Here is a 16,631-nt window from a genome sequence, read left to right as displayed (position 1 = left end):
TCCTCTATCTCGCCGCCGTTCTGGACTGGTTTACCAGGCGCGTGCTGTCTTGGCGGGTGTCAATCACGCTGGAGGCCGACTTCTGCTGTATTGAGGCCGTCGAAGAGGCGCTGGCCCGGCATGGCAAGCCCGAAATAGTCAATACAGATCAGGGCAGCCAGTTCACATCGACCGACTTCATCAAGGTTCTGGCGAGCCGGGAGATCAAGATCAGCATGCCTCTCGGTGATGGCTCGCAATCACCTGCCGGTAACAGACGGCAAAGGGGCGTGGCGTGACAACGTCTTCGTAGAGCGCCTGTGGCGGACCATCAAATACGAAGAGGTTTACCTGCACGCCTACGCCAGCGTCTCGCAAGCCCGCATCTCCATCGGGCGCTATCTGGGCTTTTACAACAGCCGACGACCTCACTCATCGCTTGACGGCAAAACGCCCGATCAGGCCTACTTCAGTCAGCCGGTGCCAGACGCGGTCGCGGCGTAACCAAGGCGGAAAACCACTTAAAAAACGCCCGGAACCTTGTCAGACAAACCAAATCACATGGTGTGATTGCGGCGGCCGCTCTCCAGTGGCGATGGAGGTCCTGTTATATTGGCCTCATGGAAACAAGCCATGAGGAGAACGACCATGACATATTTTGCCGGACTCGACGTATCACTCAAAGAGGTTTCGATCTGTAATAATGACGACGATGGAGCGCTTGTGGCGCAAGGCACAGCGCCCGCGGATCCGGAAGGGATCGCGGGTTGGCTCAAGACCCGGTCGCTGGCCCCGAAGTGGATCGTGCATGAAAGTGGCCAGCTTTCGATCTGGTTACAGCGCGGAATGGTTCAGCTGGGTTTACCTGCGATCTGCATCGATGCTCGCAAGGCCCATAAGAGTTTGTCTGCGATGTTAAACAAGTCTGACAGCGCCGATGCCGAAGGTGTTGCGCAACTTGCCCGGATGAAATGGTTCACCCCGGTACACATAAGAAGCGAAGAGTCGGACAGGTTGCGTGCGTTGATTGGGGGACGGGAGCGCCTGATCCGGTTGCCCAAGGATTTGGAAGGCCACATCCGCGGCGTCCTCAAGGCGTTTGGCATCCGCATGACCGGTATCGGTCAGGCGCAGCAAAGGCAGGGCTTGAGTGACCAGCTTGCCGCCGCTGGTGAAACCGATCCGGTGCTGCGCACCATCGCTGACGGTTTCATCGCGGCCCACATCACCCTGTGTAAGGCGACGGCTGACTTTGATCTCGCTCTGAAGGCAAAGTCCACAAGCAACCCTGTCACGCGTCGGCTGATGACCATTCCGGGCGTTGGACCGATCGTGTCGCTGAGCTTCGTCGCACTGGTCGATGATCCTGACCGGTTCAGCAAAACCTCGGATGTGGGCGCGTTCCTTGGCTTGACGCCCAGGCGACACCAATCCGGTGAAATGGACGGGTCAGGTCGTGTCTCGAAATGCGGGGATGCCGCAATGCGAGGGGTGCTGTTCGAAGCGGGAGTCTGTGTCATCAGACAGGTGAAGCGCTTCTCGACGTTGAAATCCTAGGCCGTTCGCTTGGCCGGGCGGCGCGGGTTCCGTAAAGCGGCTGTCGCCACCGCACGCAAGATTGCGGTGCTGATGCTGACTCTGTGGAAATCCGAAACCGACTATCAATGAACACAGGAGGCCAAGGCCTGAACTGAGTTTCCGCCGAAGTGGCGGGAAGCGAAGTCCCGACGGGACGGAGGTTGATCGATCTCGTAAAAACGGTTGGAACGTGGCTGTCGCCGCGCAATCCGCAAACCACATCGGAGACGATTCACCACCGAAAACCATCATGAGGCGCACGACGCGACCTCGGAGAGAACCATGCCCCCGGACGGACATATCGCGACCCCGCTGGAAAAGGCCGAATCCAAAGAGCGGTCTTCTTCAAGGTCAACGCAGTCCTGTGGATTAAGACGTGTTTTCCCACAAAAGATTGATGTCTCAGCGCATATTGAATGTCAGCTTTGATTGAGTCATCAATAGATTGCCGGGTTAACCCGGCAGGTCATACAGGCGTTGCAGATGCCAGAGAAAAAGCGTGCCTTCGGGGTCATCGGGCTTGGTAATTTCGGGAGCACCGTTGCCAAAGAACTCTCCCGGTTCGGCAATCATGTGATTGGCATCGACATTGACGAGGCGCGCGTGAGCGCCCATGCGGATGTTCTGGCGCAGGCTTTGATCGTTGATGCCAGGGATGACGCTGCGCTGAAAGAAGCCGGTCTGGGCGAATGTCACGCGGCACTGGTCGCAATGGGATCGGATCTTGAGGCAAGCATCCTGTCGGCCATCAATCTCAAGCTGGTTGGCGTCGAAACCATCTGGGCAAAGGCCCGGACCAAGACCCACCACCGCATTCTCAGTCGGCTGGGAGTTGACCGGATCATCCACCCCGAGGTTGAGGTTGGGCAGCACATTGCTCAGGTGCTGCACAACCCGTTGGTGCGTGATTATGTCAGCCTTGGCAATGGCTATCATGTGGTGAACTTCCGCATTCCCAAGAGCCTTGAAGGCAAGACGCTGTCGGAATTGCCCCACAATGAAAAGTTCAATCTGCGCTGCATCGGCGTCATGCGGGGCACCCAGTACATCGGCAGCGACGGCGAGGGATGCGAGCTGGCCCGCGATGACCTGCTGCTGCTGCTTGGCCAGCGCACGGACCTGCGGAAATTCGCGGCGAGCCTTTAATAGTGGCCGTTTTTGAATTGCCAATGGGGTTACGACGCAAGGCGATGCGCCTCACTCCGCCAGCACTTTTGGCGAGTTTCTACCTCATCCTTGTGATCATCGGCGGCATTACACTATGGCTGCCTTTGTCGCACCACGGAGACGTGCGGTTTCTTGATGCCTTCTTCACTTCAATGTCGGCGGTCACCGTCACGGGGCTGGCCGTTGTCGACACCGGTTCTGCCTATACTGTCTTCGGACAGGTTGTCATAGCCATCCTGATCCAGATGGGCGGGCTGGGGCTTATGACCTTTGCCGTTTTCGTACTGTCTGCCATCGGTATCCCGGTGGGTATCTCACAGCGCCTCATCTTGCGTGAAGACCTCAACCAAAGCTCTCTGGGTGACCTTGCAAAGTTGGTGCGCACGATCTTCGTGGTAGCGGTCGGCTGCGAAGTGATCGGCGCTGTGCTTCTGGCATTTATCTTTGTCCCGGCATCAGGCTGGGCCTACGGGATATGGCAGGCGATATTCCACAGCATCTCGGCCTTCAACAACGCTGGCTTTGCGCTCTGGCCAGACAGCCTGACACGCTGGGTCGACAATCCGCTGATCAATCTGGTGGTTCCGGCGCTTTTTATCACCGGGGGGCTGGGCTTCATCGTTCTGGGCGACCTCTATGCGAAACGTCGCTGGCGTGCCTTATCGCTCCACAGCAAGCTTATGATCAGCGGCACGGTGGCGCTGACACTTTGGTCTTGGGTGATGTTTGGCGCGCTGGAATGGCACAATCCTGGCACCTTGGGCGGCCTCGATTCGATCTGGGCCAAGGTGCAGGCCAGTTGGTTCCAAGCGGTGACGACGCGCACCGCCGGCTTCAATACCGTGGATATCGGGGAACTGCATGATTCCACAGCGCTGATGATGATGACGCTGATGCTGATCGGCGGGGGCAGCACGTCGACCGCTGGGGGCATAAAGGTGACCACCTTCATCGTGCTGCTGCTTGCCACGGTCGCTTTTTTCCGTCGCTCTACCACGCTACATGCTTTTGGCCGTTCGCTCGGCCTGAACGAGGTGATGAAGGTTCTGGCTCTGACCACGGTCAGCATCCTGATTGTCTTTGTAGGTCTTTTTGTGGTGTCGATCAGTCATGACGGATCCTTCATCGCGCTCGCGTTCGAAGTGACCTCGGCTTTTGGCACGGTCGGTCTGTCGATGGGCACCACAACAGAGCTGGATACCATCGGGCGGGTCGTGATCATGTGCGTCATGTTCCTGGGACGGGTCGGACCGCTGACGCTGGGCTTTTTCCTTGCACGGCACACGGTGCCCAAGGTGCGGTATCCGCAGGGGCAGATCTTTCTGGGATGAGGCGTAGCCGCGCAATGACTATTCGGTCGTGGGGCGTTGTGTTGCGCTCTTTGCTATGGGTTCTGCGGTTGCATCCAGAATCCGGGCCAGCGGCACCGCCAGAATGTCATCCTCTGCGCTGTGCAGTTGGTTCAGAAGTTGATGGACCGAGCCGGTTCTGTTTTCCAGCCGACACGCGATGCTGTCTGGTAGATCGGGCGAATGAGATGGGTCAATACTGTAGAGCAAGCCCATATCCCGCACCAAATCGAACAGCGTCGTGCTGTGCAGATCACGTGAAATCGCCACGCGCCCTTGTTCGGTTTCGACGATGTAGCCGGTCGCGCAAAGCAGGACGAGAATATCCTCGCGAGCCTCAAGCGGCACCGCACTGGCCAAGGCTTCTTCGTCCAGAGCGCCGCCCTTCTGGGCCGTCCTGTGCAATCTGGACAGCAGGGTTATGGCTATGCTCAGACGATCCGAAGGAGTCGGCTTGATTCCCAGTGCCGAATCTCTGGATTTCCACCAGTCGGGAAAGGCTGCCGCAAAGACTGCACCAAGGATGATCACCATCCAAGACGTGTATATCCAGATCAGGAACACCGGCACGGCCGCGACGGCCCCATAAATCGTCTCGTAGCTGGAGCCTGAAGTGTAAAACGTGTTAAAACCCCAAGACAGGATCTGAAACGCGACGGCCGCAAAGATTGCTCCGATCAGCGCATGCCGAACACGTACCCGCCTTGCCGGGACCAGTACGAACAGCGCGGTGAAACCGATGATATTTATGCCAATGCGCACTACTGTGCTGAGGATCCATGATCCCTCTGTCCTGATCTCTGCCTCCACGCCGAGCATCATGAGTTGCGTGTGCGTCGCATATTTCATCAAATCTGAGGTAAGTGTGAAGCTGACTCCGATCAATAGGGGGCCTAAAGTCAGTATGGCCCAGAAGATCAGAAACCGCACCATGATCGGGCGGGGGCGGTCTACATGCCAGACCTGATTTAGCGTATCTTCGACCGTGGAGAGCAGTAAAAGCGCGGCCACCGCCAAAGCGATCACACCGACAGCGGTCAGGTTGCTGGCATTCTCTGTGAAGTTCGACAGATATTGCGATACGGCGGTGCCGGCTTCGGGCACGACCGCGTTAAAGAACACCTCCTGCATGCGTCCCTTGACCGCGTCGAAAGCTGGAAAACTTGACAGGATGGCGAAGGCAATCACCAAGAGCGGAACAAGAGCGAGCAGCGTGGAGTATGTCAGAGCTGCCGCTGCGACATTCATCCTGTCCACATAGAACCGGCGCAGGGCAAAATAGATGAAATTTACAATCTGAAAACCGACCCTTAGGGCGCCGGTCTGTCGTATTTGGTCAATGCGTGCGCCCAAGGTTATCATGATTGTTAAGCTAAACCAGTTCTCTGAAAAGATCAGGGCGCGAAAACAATTTCGCGCCCTGTGTCCGTTTTAAGCAACAATTTTGGCGTGTATCGCCGCGCCGTTTACTCCGCCGGAGTCGTCCCAGGCTTGGCAGGGATATCCTTGGCCTGGCCAGCCAGTCGAGCCACCAGCACAAAGAAGAACGGCACCAGCAGAGTCCCCAGAACCGTTGCCGACAGTGTGCCGCCCAGAACGCCAGACCCGATCGCCTGCCGTCCGCCCGAACCCGCGCCGGTGGACAGCACCAAGGGAAGAACTCCGAGCGAGAATGCCATCGAGGTCATCAGGATCGGCCGAAAACGCTGCTTAGCCGCTTCTGTCACCGCCTCATACAGCGGTTTCCCAGATTCTCGCTGTTCGCGGGCGAATTCGACGATCAGAATCGCGTTCTTGCCAGTCAGACCGATCACGGTCAGCAGGCCGACCTGAAAGAACACACCGTTTTCAAAGCCGCCGAGATAAGCACCCAGCAGTGCGCCAAGCACGCCAATGGGCATGGCGAGCATGACCGAGAATGGGATTGACCAGCTTTCGTACAGGGCGGCCAGTGCCAAGAACACGGCGGCAAGGCTAAGAGCATATAGCAGCGGTGCTTGGTTGCCCGATTGCTGTTCTTCCAGGGACAGGCCAGTCCAAGCTACCTCGTAGCCAGGGGGCAGCTGGTCGACCATAGCGTCGATGGCGGCGATTGCCTCACCCGTCGAAACACCCGGAGCAGGAGAGCCCTGAATTTGCATCGACGGCACGCCATTGTAGCGGTTCACACCTTGTGCGCCATAAGTCCAGCTTCCTTCTGCAAAGTTTGAAAACGGCACCAGCCCGCCGCTTGCATTGCGCACCCGCCATTTTTCGATGTCCGAGGGTGTCGCGCGTGAGTCAGCTTCGCCCTGGACATAAACCCGCTTGATACGACCTTGGTCGATGAAGTCGTTCACGTAAAGCCCAGCCCAGGCAACTGACAACAGGTTGCCCACATCCGTCGCCGACACGCCCATCGCACCGGCTTTGCGCCAGTCGATGTCCAGATTGAATTGCGCTGCATCCTCAAGCCCTGAGGGTCGCGCGGAGGCGATCAGATCGCTCTGAGTCAGCATGCCAAGCATCTGGTTGCGCGCTTGCAGTAACTGTTCATGCGTCTGTCCCGCGCGCGCCTGCAAGTAGAAGTCGAAGCCCGACACGTTGCCCAGTTCGATCACCGAGGGCGGAACGATCGGAAATACCATTGCATCCCGGATCTGGCTGAACGCGCCATAAGCACGCCCGGCAAGCGCCTGAACACTCATCGCAGGCGATGTCCGCTCTTTCCAGTCCTTGAGACGTACGAAGGCAAGGCCCATGTTCTGTCCCTGACCGGCAAAGCTGAAGCCGACCACGCCAAACACGGATTCGACCATGTCGCCTTCCTGTTCGAGATAGTAATTCTCGACCTGTTTCACGACCTCCAAAGTGCGGTCGGCAGTCGCGCCGGTGGGTGCCTGGATGAGCGTGAAGAGAATCCCCTGATCTTCGGCCGGAAGGAACCCTTCTGGTGTGCGCATGAAGAGAAAGCCCATAGCGGCAATGATTGCACAGTAGACGATGACCATCCTGAAGGGGCGGCGTATGGTATAGCCGACGCTGCGTCCGTAGCCGTTGATCGTCTTGTCAAACCCACGGTTAAACAGACCAAAAACACCGCGTTTCTTGTCGTGCTTTGGCTTTTTCAGCAGCGTCGCACACAGCGCGGGTGTCAGCGTCAGTGCCACTACAACTGACAGCGCCATGGCGCTGATGATGGTCACTGCGAACTGTTTGTAAATCACGCCGGTGGAGCCTGGGAAAAAGGCCATCGGCACGAAGACAACCGACAAAACCACGGCGATACCGATCAGCGCGCCGGTGATCTGATCCATCGACTTGCGAGTCGCCTCAAGCGGGCCGAGGCCTTCCTGCTCCATGATCCGTTCGACATTTTCCACCACGACAATGGCGTCATCCACGAGCAGGCCAATGGCCAGCACCATGGCAAGCATGGTCAGTGTGTTGATCGAAAACCCAAAGGCAGCCAGAACGCCAAATGTGCCAAGCAGAACTACCGGCACAGCCAGTGTCGGGATCAGCGTCGCGCGGAAGTTCTGAAGGAACAGGAACATCACAAGGAAGACCAGCACGATCGCCTCGACCAGTGTCTTGACCACTTCTTCGATGGAGATGGTAACAAAGGGTGTCGTGTCGTATGGGATCACATAGTCGATGCCTTGGGGAAACAGCTGCGCGAATTCCTCAATGCGCGCCTCTACCAATGTGGCAGTGTCAAGCGCGTTGGCGCCCGGTGCGAGACTGATCGCCATGCCCGAAGAGGGTGCACCATTGTAGCGCGAGATCGTGTTGTAGTTCTCGGCTCCGATTTCGACCCGGGCGACATCGTTCAGAAGCACGAGCCCGCCATCCGTTTCGGCCCGCAGAACGATCTGGCGGAAGTCTTCGGGCGTGCGCAGCAGCGACTGTGCGGTGATCGTAGCGTTCAGTTGCTGACCGTCGACAGCGGGTCGCGACCCGAAGGAGCCAGCCGAAATTTGGGCGTTTTCCGCTGAAACCGCAGACACGACATCTGATGGCGACAGCTCGAAAGCGGCAAGCTTTGAGGGATCCAGCCAGATACGCATAGCGTATTGCGCACCAAACACCTGCACGTTGCCGACGCCTTCGACACGACTGATCTCGTTCACCATATTCGAGACGAGGTAATCTGAAAGGTCGGTGGCATCGTAGGTGCCGTCCTTTGAGATCAGCCCCACCACCATCAGGAACCCGGATGAGGACTTTCGCACAGTGACACCCTGACGTGTCACTGGTTCGGGCAATAGAGCCGTTGCCTGCGCCAGCTTGTTCTGTACCTGAACCTGCGCGATGTCAGGGTCGGTGCCAGTTTCAAAGGTCAGGGTGATGGAGGCGCCCCCGGCAGAGGTCGAACTGGACGATATATAGCGTAGCCCGTCAAGGCCGGTCATCTGCTGTTCGATCACTTGGGTGACGGTATTTGCCACCGTATCCGCCGACGCGCCGGGGTAAGAGGCGCTGATGGATACCGTGGGCGGTGCGATTTGCGGATATTGCGCAATCGGCAGGGTCAGGATCGACAGAACGCCGATCCCCATGATGAAAATCGAAAGAACCCAGGCAAAGATCGGGCGGTCGATAAAAAAGCGGGCCATGGTGTATGCTCCGGATCAGGTCTGAGTCAGGGATGTCAGTTTATTCGGATTTCGGAGCATCGCCTGCGGCGCGTTCCTCAGGGGTCACTGTGGCGCCGGGCTGGATCTTTTGAAGCCCCTCGACGATCACCCTGTCCCCTGCGCCTAGGCCATCGGTCACGATCCAGTCCGAACCCATGTCCTGCGCTATAGTCAGCAGCACCTGCTCGACCACATTGTCCCCGTTCACGATCATTGCGATGGGTTGCCCGCGGCGGTCACGGCTCACGCCTTCTTGCGGAACGCGGAACGCGCCGTTGAGTGGGCGGGTTGGCATTTCGACTTGGACATACATACCTGGGAGAAGCAGCTTTTCAGGATTGGCAAAGCTCATCCGCAGAACGACAACGCCGGTCTGCTCATCCACATCTGGCTCGGCAGCAGTTAGGCTGCCGGTCTGATCGAAGATGCTGCCATCCGCCAGTGTGAGCGCCACCTCGCGGGAGGCATCTCCAAGCCCTTCTACGCCGTTGCCGCGGCGCCATTGCAGCACATCGGCGGCGGATTGGGTAACGTCCACATATATCGGGTCAATGTTGCGGATCACGGCAAGCGGATCTGCTTGGCTGGCGGTCACAAGAGCGCCTTGGCTGGTGAGTGACCGGCCGATTTCGCCGGAAAGCCGTGCGCGGATGCTTGTGCGGTCGAGTTCTATCTGTGCTGCCTGCAACTGCGCCTGGGCGACCTGAAGGCTCGCAGCGGTAGATTCCCGCTGGGCCAGCGCCGCATCATAGGCCTGGTCAGAAGCAACGTTACGCTCGCGCAATTCCACGAGCCGGGTCAGATCCTTTTCAGCGGCTGACAGCTGAGCCTGCGCCTGTGTGACCTGCGCCTGAGCCTGTGCGACATTCGCCTCATAGGTTGCGGCGTCTATGGTGAACAGCACATCTCCAGCCTTGACCGGCCCGCCTTCCGTAAAAAGGCGTTCGGTGATGATCCCTGCCACCTGCGGGCGCACTTCAGCAGCTGCAGAGGCAACCACACGCCCCGGAAGCGTCGAGGTGAGCGTGACGTTTTCAGGCTGGACGGTCACAACTGTCACTGCTGTGGGAGGGGCATCCTGCCCCTGTGCCCCGGCGGGTCCGGACAGGGCGGTCGTCATCAGGACCGCCAGGGTCATGGACAATAGGGAACGGTTCGGGATCATCAGAATTCCTCGCTCAGGCAGCATCGCGCGCAGATTGCGCCGGTTGCGCATAAGAATAGTTCTTGCCGCAGTAAATACCACGTAAACGCTGCATCGCAGCAACTCAGAGGTGTGACAAGCCAATTTAGCCAGATGCACAGTGCCTGTCCTCTGATGCACATCAGTTGCGCGAATTGCCAAGCCTTTGCGTCCCGGCTACTCAGGTCATTGCAGGAGGTGCGCGGCATGGCAAAAAAGACGGCGGGCTGGCGTGGATCAGAGGATCTCTGGCTCGAGGCCGCGTATCAGCTTCTGATCGAGCAGGGGGTTGAGGCAGTCAAGGTGATGCCGCTGGCCAAGCGTGTCGGATTGTCGCGTACCAGCTTTTACGGCCATTTCGACAGTCGCGAGGCCCTGCTGGAGGCGTTGATCGCCCGCTGGCAGGCCAAAAACACTGGCAACATGATCGCACGCACACAAGCTTTTGCCGAAACGATTGCCGAGGCTCTGCTTAATCTCTTTGACTGCTGGCTGCGTTCTGAACTATTCGACGCGCAGCTCGATTTTGCTGTGCGAAACTGGGCTTTGGGTGATGCGTCCTTGCGCGCCGTGCTAGAAGCCACGGATCAGGATCGGATCGCTGCGATCCACGCGATGTTCTTGCGCTTTGGATTTGGCGCAAAAGAGGCGCAAGTGCGGGCGTTTACGGTCTATTACACCCAGATCGGCTATGTCTCTATGATGGTGATCGAGCCATCCGAGGTGCGCATTCCCCGGATGCCGCTTTATGTCGAAACTTTTAGTGGTACCTCTGCGAGCAGCAGTGAACTGGCGCGCTTCGTGTCGCGTCATGGGATGACACTGGACGCGCTTCAACTGTAACGTATTTATATTCCTTAAACTTCGACCTCCAGGCGCCCGATCGGATTGGAACAGCATGCCAGAATGTAGCCGTCGGCGATATCGTCTTCGGAAATACCGCCGTTGTGGACCATATGTGCCTCACCTGACAGCTTCTTGATCTTGCAGGTGCCGCAAACGCCAAAGGTGCAACCGGACGGGATGTTCAGTCCGGACGCCTTGGCAATTGCAAGCACCGTGTCCGTCTCGTGGCAAGGAACGGTTCGGCCAGAGCGCGCAAACACGAGTTCGGCCGCCGCCTTTTCCTGCGGAACGACATCATCGAACTCAGTCATTTCCGCGACGGTTTCCGCTGGGGCGGCAAAGCTCTCCTGATGATAGCGCGTCATGTCATAGCCAAGACTGTTGAGCATGTCGCGCACCGAATCCATGAAGGATTCAGGCCCGCAGCAATAGACATCCCGTTCTAGATAATCCGGTGCCATCAGGCCCAGCATCAGCTGGTTGAACCGTCCGCGATAGCCGGTCCAGACATCATAGGGGTCGTCTTGCGCTACCACAAAATGCAGCTTCAACCCCTGAACCCGGCTCGCCATATGCTCTAGCCGACGGCGAAAGATAAGATCCGTGGGGCGGCGCGCGCAGGAGATCAGCGAGATATCGGGGTCTTCGCCCCGCTCCCATAGAAAAGCGGCCATGGACATCATCGGCGTGACGCCCGACCCGGCCGAGATGAACAAGTACTTTTCATCTGGTTGCGGCGGCAGGTGAAACAGCCCCGCAGGCCCGTAAACCTTTAGCCGCATGCCCGGCTTAAGATTGTCGAGCATCCATCGCGATGCAACGCTGCCTTTCTGTGCCTTCACCGTGACGGTGATATACGCGGTGGCCGCCGGGTTGGACGAGATCGTATAGGTCCGCTGGATATTCCCACCCGGAACAGGCAGGTCCAGCGTCAGGAACTGCCCGGCCTTGTACACGAAGCGCGATCCCGAGGGTGGGCGAAAGACAAAGCTGACCACATCCGGCGCCTCTGGAATGCGCTGTACACATTCCAGAGGTTCGGCATCTGTCCAGACCGGCGAATCCGCTTTCGGCATGGGGATCATGTGCTTATTCTGCCGCCATCAGGGCACGTTTCCCGCGCCCGGTCAGTCGTCCCGTCATGATACGGGCATACCAATCCACGAACTGGATCACGCCGCTTTCGTGATGCGCAGAGTATGGGCCGGGCACGTAGGCGGGTGAATTGATTCCACGCTGGTTTTCCTCGACGATGGCGCGGTCTTCATTGTTTGTCGCGATCCAGACCTCGGTCAGACGCTCCAGATCGTAATCCACGCCTTCCACAGCGTCCTTGTGGACCAGCCAAGTGGTGGTCACCTCGGTCTGAGTCGGGGAAATCGGGGTGACGTGAAAGATAAGCCCCTGATCCGACAGGAAGTGGTTCCACGAATTTGGATAGTGATAGAGCAGACAGCTGCCTGCATCGTCAATCGCCACATCTCCTACACGCCGATTGACCGCAGATTTTCCGTCCATGGTGTAGCTGGTAGCATCACCCAGGAACGGGATGCGGATGAAACGCCACTGCTCATCTGCCGCGATGGACAGATTTGACGGCAACCCAGCCGCCTCGCATTTCGCAATATGCGCCTTGAGCACCGGTGCGCCGCCTTTCTCTGCAGCGGCTCCAAAGATGTTGGGATCTTCAGGGAAGGTCCGGCACAGTGCCGGGTGTGAGCCAGAGCAGTGGTAGCATTCGCGATTGTTCTCTAGCACTAATTTCCAGTTGCCTTGCTCGACAATCGTGCTCTGGAACGCGACCTTGCAGTCCTTCAACCCATGCGGCCCGACATATTTCTCGGACTGCGCCCGCATCGGGGCAAAATCCGGAGCATCCTCGGCTAGGCAGATCATGATCAGGCCCGCAACCTCTTCGCAATGCACCGGCTTCAGGCCAAAATCGGCGGCTTTGAAATCTGGTCCCATGTCACGTGCATAGAGCAGACGACCGTCAAGTTCATAGGTCCACTGGTGATAGGGGCAGACCAGTTTCGGATTGGTGCCCTTTGCCGCAGAGCAAATCCGGCTGCCCCGGTGCCGACAGGAGTTGTGGAAGGACCGCACCACACCATCCGCGCCACGCACGACGATTATCGCGTAATCCCCGATCTGGCGAGTGACATAGCTTCCAGTTTTAGGCAGTTCGGCGCTGACCGCCGTCATCAGCCAGTCCTTGTACCAGATGTGGCGAAGGTCTGCCTCATATAGTCCGGGGTCAGTATAGAAAGGCTGTTCCAGCGAATAGCCGGGCTGGCGGGACAGGAGAAGAGAGAGAACGTCAGCGTCTCTGAGCATGGGAGGAGTCCTGCATTGGCGGGGGTGGGAATCAGGGTCGGTTGAAATGATGTTTGCTGGATTTGAGGCCGTCCGGTTGGTTCATTTGCGGTGTTTCATATGTCGGAACGGACATCGTGAATTTTCGCGCGGTGTTCAGGGCTTTAGCATCATCCCTGTGGAGAGACTCCTCAGGGGTCGGGCAGATGGGGAGTGACCTGAAATCTGTGTATCTGCTCTGGCTCATGCGGTTTTCAGACAGGGTCAAGTATTAAAGCGCTCGTCGAACACGATATCGAATTGATTGCGGAGGGTAGACCAGTCTCTCACATTTCCGCCCGCCTCTCTCGAAGTTGCGGATCTCCAGGTAGATCAGTTTTGTGGCGGCGTGTTCGGTCGGGAATGACCCGCGCGTATTGATCGATTTGCGGATCACGCGGTTCAGACGTTCAATCGCGTTTGTGGTGAAGATGATCTGGTGAATGGGCTGATCGAAGGCAAAGAACGGGATCACCTCTTGCCGGGCCCTGCGCTAAGTCGGGGCGATGGAGGGATATTTGCCTGCCTATTTTTACTCGAACACAACCAGTCCGGTGGCGGCCTGATCAGCAGTTGCAGCGCTGTAAATCCAACGCAGATTGGCAGTCACGATCCTACGGTCTTTCAAGCGCAGAAGTTCAGAAAATGGCGCTCCAGATGAATGATACAGGGTGAGGGGCGTCATGGAATTGCTCAAGTGGGCCAATTCAGCCCAAAACGGGCAGAGTCCCGGCTGCGCGGTTGCGTCCTGAAAGGCCGCTGCGATGGCGTCAGGGAAGCCCTTAGGCCCATCCGTTGCCCTGCAGTGCGTGTTTTTACTGCATGAGAGGGGACGTCGCGGATTTTGACCCGCAGCGCGTCGAAGATCACGATGGGATACATCCGCTGCAATGCCCGGGATTGCCATGCCCTGACTTCGTCACGCACCACATCGCTCCCCCGGCTGATCAGGTCGGGCAGACCTGCAGGTCGCAAACGTCTTCCAGATGGGCGCGGCTGTCACTAACGATGCGACCAGCCGCAGATAAACCCCCTCCCTGCAGAGTGCTTCGCAAGCACCTGCAGGGCAATGGATGATCTTGGTAACCGAGCTAGGTCTTGCCGACCCCACAAGGGCCGGTGACGATCAGGTTGCGCTTGTCGGTGATCCACTTGGCGGTGAGCAGGCTTTGGAACAGCGCCTTATCGAGGCCGCGCCGCGTACGGTACGACATCTTCCGGGCAGGCGCCCACATGGCGCAGCCTGGCGGAGCGCATGCGAGCCTCGAAGCGCTTGGTCTCACGGCTGGCTACCTCGCGGTCCACCAACAGGCCAAGCCATTCAGCGTGGCTGAGATCAGCGGCTGAATCCTGTGCCTGCATTTCGACGAAGACTTCGGCCATACCGTCAAGCCGCAGAGCTTTCAGGTGATCGAGGGTTGGATGGGTAAGCATTGCGTTCCTTTCAATGGAAGTAATCGGCGCGTCCCGCCAGAGGCGGGCCCCCAGATTGCTCGGGCGCACCTTCGGTGCGACGGATGTTGGGGTGGTTGATGGCAGGCTGCTCCGTTGCGCGGGTGCGCGGCCTGCTGTCCAGCCCATTATTCAGAATGGATTGGACCGATGAATAAGAGCGCGCGCTAATTTCGAGCGCCCCTCTGCAGGCGGCATCAAGGCGGTCCCGGCCGAACCTGTGAGCCGGCCGGATCACGCCCAGACAGGTGCGATAGCCTTGTTCGGGATGCTTGCGGTCACGCATGACGACCTCGGCGAAGAGCGCGACGTTCGGCCCGATGCGCGCGGCCCAGGCCTGGATGCGCTGCGGCGTCCAGTCTTCGCGGAACCTGTGGTGCGCGGAACCTGTGGTGCGCGGGCATGTGATCGCGCTGCGTGGAGCGCTGCCCGTTCCCGGAGGTGCGCACATGGGAGGCGACACGCTGCCCGATATGGAAGACTTCGATCGTCCGGGCGGTGATGCGCGCCCACAGCGCCTTCTTCAGCAACTGATGGGGCACCGAGTAATAATGTCTGTCGATCGCGATGTGGTAATCGAGTCCGGCGCGGCACTTCTTCCATTCGGCATAGACATAGGACGCCACCGGCAACGGCTTCAGGGCTGGCCTGTCCAGCTGTTCGAACAGCTGCCTGCGACTGGCGCCGAGATGGCGCGAGACCTTGTCGTTGAGCCGGTCCAGAAGCGGGCGAATAGCAGCGTTCACGTCCTCAAGGCTGAAGAACTGACGGTTGCGCAGCCTCGCCGTCGCACCAAAGGCGCGCCTCAAGCCAAATGGCGCGCTTCCAGCACGACATCCAGCGCTCAACCAGCAAAACCGCGCTCTCGATTTTTGATTCATCCGTTGGTTTGTGCGGTCGCGCAGGCACCACGGCCGTGTCATAATGTGCGGCCAGATCCCCATGGGTCCGGTTGATCACAGGGTCGTAGAAGCACGCTTTGGTGACCACGGCCTTCAAGTTGTCGGATACGATCTGAGCCGTCACACCCCCGAGGAAGCCGAAGGCACGCACATGGCTTGCGACCCAATCCGGCAGCGATTTTGTACAGATCGCCTCCGCAAATGTGTAGCTCGAGGCCCCGAGGGCCGCGACGAACAGCTGTGCCGTGCGCACTTCGCCGGTCATGGGATTGATCACGTCGACCGTGTGCCCTGCATAATCGACAAACAGCCGCTCGCCCGCCGGATGGCGCTGGTGCATCACCGGCGACAGCTTGCCTTCCCACCGCGTGTAAATCTCGCAGAACCGGGAATAGCCGTAGCCATCCGGGTGATCAGCGCGGTATTCTTCCCGCAGCAACGACAGCGTCACGCCCTTGCGGCGCAACTCGCGGTGAACATGTGCCCAGTCAGGCTGGGTCGCGATACGTTTGGTGTTCTGGCAGGCCCGATCAAACAGACGGTGCTCAAGGTCAGTATCCGACATCTCTGGCGGCGGCGGCCAACTCAGGCCCAACTCGGTGGCACGATCAAGATAGCCCCGAACGGTGGTGCGCCCGATCGCAAGGATCGCCGCAATTTGACGGGTCGAAAGATCCTCGGCTGATAGCCGCAACACGTCTTTTACATTTCGCATCGGCAATCTCTTCATCGGCCTTCCTTTGTGCCAAAAGGGCGAAAGTTAGCCGGTTACAGATTGCCTCGCAGCAGCACGTCACAGGGGTGGGCGCATCAAATCGGAATTGGGGGGCGCATCACCCCGGAATACGCATTCTGCTGCAGCAGATTGAGGAAAAAACAGCGCGCATCGACGCGAGGACCAAGAAGGCACATCAGCTTGCTGAAGACGCAGAAACGGCGAAACGCCTGCAAACCCTACCAGGCGTCGGCCCTATCACGGCCTTGGCTTTCGAAGCCTTTGCACCGGACATGAAAACCTTCCGGCGTGGAGGGGACTTCGCTGCATGGCTGGGGCTCGTGCCACGGCAGCATTCCTCAGGTGGCAAAGAGCGATTGGGGCGGATCACGAAAGCAGGTCAGGGGGATATAAGGCGCCTGCTTATCATCGGCGCAATGTCACGGCTTAATCGATTGGGTCGATCACGCATCGCGCAAGGGTCGT

At 58.5% G+C, this 16,631-nt stretch carries 10 protein-coding genes and 5 pseudogenes; 6 read left to right on the top strand and 9 right to left on the bottom strand.

What is annotated here, in order from left to right:
• From P775_RS07095 to P775_RS07080, 4 genes and pseudogenes are all read left to right on the top strand, one after another.
• Positions 1–483: pseudogene (locus tag P775_RS07095) on the top strand (transposase); the annotation flags it as partial.
• A 144-nt stretch (positions 484–627) separates the two neighbouring features.
• Positions 628–1,647 (top strand): annotated as a pseudogene (locus P775_RS07090) (IS110 family RNA-guided transposase).
• 393 nt (positions 1,648–2,040) lie between these two features.
• A complete protein-coding gene (locus P775_RS07085) occupies positions 2,041–2,703 on the top strand; it encodes a potassium channel family protein (RefSeq protein ID WP_099910324.1) in 663 nt (220 codons plus the stop codon).
• A 23-nt stretch (positions 2,704–2,726) separates the two neighbouring features.
• Positions 2,727–4,055, top strand: a complete 1,329-nt coding sequence (locus tag P775_RS07080; protein WP_245875599.1) for a TrkH family potassium uptake protein — start codon at positions 2,727–2,729, stop codon at positions 4,053–4,055.
• An 18-nt stretch (positions 4,056–4,073) separates the two neighbouring features.
• Here the strand turns inward: P775_RS07080 and P775_RS07075 are convergent, their stop codons facing one another.
• The 3 genes from P775_RS07075 to P775_RS07065 form a co-directional block, all read right to left on the bottom strand.
• Positions 4,074–5,435 carry a YihY family inner membrane protein gene (locus P775_RS07075; RefSeq protein ID WP_099910322.1) on the bottom strand — a complete coding sequence of 454 codons (1,362 nt, stop codon included), beginning with the start codon at positions 5,433–5,435 and terminating at the stop codon, positions 4,074–4,076.
• Positions 5,436–5,539: 104 nt separating this feature from the next.
• Complete coding sequence (locus P775_RS07070) at positions 5,540–8,671, bottom strand: efflux RND transporter permease subunit (protein ID WP_099910321.1); 3,132 nt, start codon at positions 8,669–8,671, stop codon at positions 5,540–5,542.
• A 40-nt stretch (positions 8,672–8,711) separates the two neighbouring features.
• Positions 8,712–9,857 carry an efflux RND transporter periplasmic adaptor subunit gene (locus tag P775_RS07065; RefSeq protein ID WP_425439893.1) on the bottom strand — a complete coding sequence of 382 codons (1,146 nt, stop codon included), beginning with the start codon at positions 9,855–9,857 and terminating at the stop codon, positions 8,712–8,714.
• Between the two features lie 225 nt (positions 9,858–10,082).
• Between P775_RS07065 and P775_RS07060 the strand changes: the two genes are divergently transcribed.
• The gene (locus P775_RS07060; RefSeq protein WP_099910320.1) at positions 10,083–10,718 is read left to right on the top strand and encodes a TetR/AcrR family transcriptional regulator; all 636 of its coding nucleotides are present in this window, start codon (positions 10,083–10,085) and stop codon (positions 10,716–10,718) included.
• Positions 10,719–10,732: 14 nt separating this feature from the next.
• On the opposite strand, the gene P775_RS07055 is transcribed toward P775_RS07060, so the two are convergent.
• The 6 genes and pseudogenes from P775_RS07055 to istA form a co-directional block, all read right to left on the bottom strand.
• Positions 10,733–11,797 (bottom strand): FAD-binding oxidoreductase, encoded by a 1,065-nt coding sequence (locus P775_RS07055; protein WP_245875601.1) that lies wholly within the window; start codon positions 11,795–11,797, stop codon positions 10,733–10,735.
• Positions 11,798–11,810: 13 nt separating this feature from the next.
• The gene (locus P775_RS07050; protein ID WP_099910318.1) at positions 11,811–13,058 is read right to left on the bottom strand and encodes an aromatic ring-hydroxylating oxygenase subunit alpha; all 1,248 of its coding nucleotides are present in this window, start codon (positions 13,056–13,058) and stop codon (positions 11,811–11,813) included.
• Between the two features lie 243 nt (positions 13,059–13,301).
• Positions 13,302–14,033 (bottom strand): annotated as a pseudogene (locus P775_RS29785) (transposase); the annotation flags it as partial.
• Between the two features lie 134 nt (positions 14,034–14,167).
• Positions 14,168–14,290, bottom strand: coding sequence for an ATP-binding protein (locus tag P775_RS29375; protein ID WP_281256062.1), 123 nt, complete (start codon positions 14,288–14,290; stop codon positions 14,168–14,170).
• Complete coding sequence (locus tag P775_RS07040; protein WP_245875598.1) at positions 14,259–14,510, bottom strand: ATP-binding protein; 252 nt, start codon at positions 14,508–14,510, stop codon at positions 14,259–14,261. The genes P775_RS29375 and P775_RS07040 overlap by 32 nt, the downstream gene beginning before the upstream one ends.
• A gap of 10 nt (positions 14,511–14,520) precedes the next feature.
• A pseudogene (istA, locus tag P775_RS07035) lies at positions 14,521–16,160 on the bottom strand (IS21 family transposase).
• A 194-nt stretch (positions 16,161–16,354) separates the two neighbouring features.
• Between istA and P775_RS07030 the strand changes: the two are divergent.
• Positions 16,355–16,631, top strand: a pseudogene (locus P775_RS07030) (transposase); the annotation flags it as partial.

It is taken from the genome of Puniceibacterium antarcticum, from assembly GCF_002760615.1.
GTDB classification, from domain to species: domain Bacteria; phylum Pseudomonadota; class Alphaproteobacteria; order Rhodobacterales; family Rhodobacteraceae; genus Puniceibacterium; species Puniceibacterium antarcticum.
The sequence above is the reverse complement of the archived record's forward strand: the minus strand, read 5'-3'. Positions and strand labels throughout refer to the sequence as shown.

Bases quoted from the DNA above. Each gene is read 5' to 3' on its own strand.
- P775_RS07085 (WP_099910324.1), top strand. From the start codon at position 2,041: ATGCCAGAGAAAAAGCGTGCCTTCGGGGTCATCGGGCTTGGTAATTTC.
- P775_RS07040 (WP_245875598.1), bottom strand. From the start codon at position 14,510: ATGCTTACCCATCCAACCCTCGATCACCTGAAAGCTCTGCGGCTTGAC.
- P775_RS07065 (WP_425439893.1), bottom strand. From the start codon at position 9,857: ATGATCCCGAACCGTTCCCTATTGTCCATGACCCTGGCGGTCCTGATG.
- P775_RS07070 (WP_099910321.1), bottom strand. From the start codon at position 8,671: ATGGCCCGCTTTTTTATCGACCGCCCGATCTTTGCCTGGGTTCTTTCG.
- P775_RS07055 (WP_245875601.1), bottom strand. From the start codon at position 11,797: ATGCCGAAAGCGGATTCGCCGGTCTGGACAGATGCCGAACCTCTGGAA.
- P775_RS29375 (WP_281256062.1), bottom strand. From the start codon at position 14,290: ATGTCGTACCGTACGCGGCGCGGCCTCGATAAGGCGCTGTTCCAAAGC.
- P775_RS07050 (WP_099910318.1), bottom strand. From the start codon at position 13,058: ATGCTCAGAGACGCTGACGTTCTCTCTCTTCTCCTGTCCCGCCAGCCC.
- P775_RS07075 (WP_099910322.1), bottom strand. From the start codon at position 5,435: ATGATAACCTTGGGCGCACGCATTGACCAAATACGACAGACCGGCGCC.
- P775_RS07080 (WP_245875599.1), top strand. From the start codon at position 2,727: ATGGGGTTACGACGCAAGGCGATGCGCCTCACTCCGCCAGCACTTTTG.
- P775_RS07060 (WP_099910320.1), top strand. From the start codon at position 10,083: ATGGCAAAAAAGACGGCGGGCTGGCGTGGATCAGAGGATCTCTGGCTC.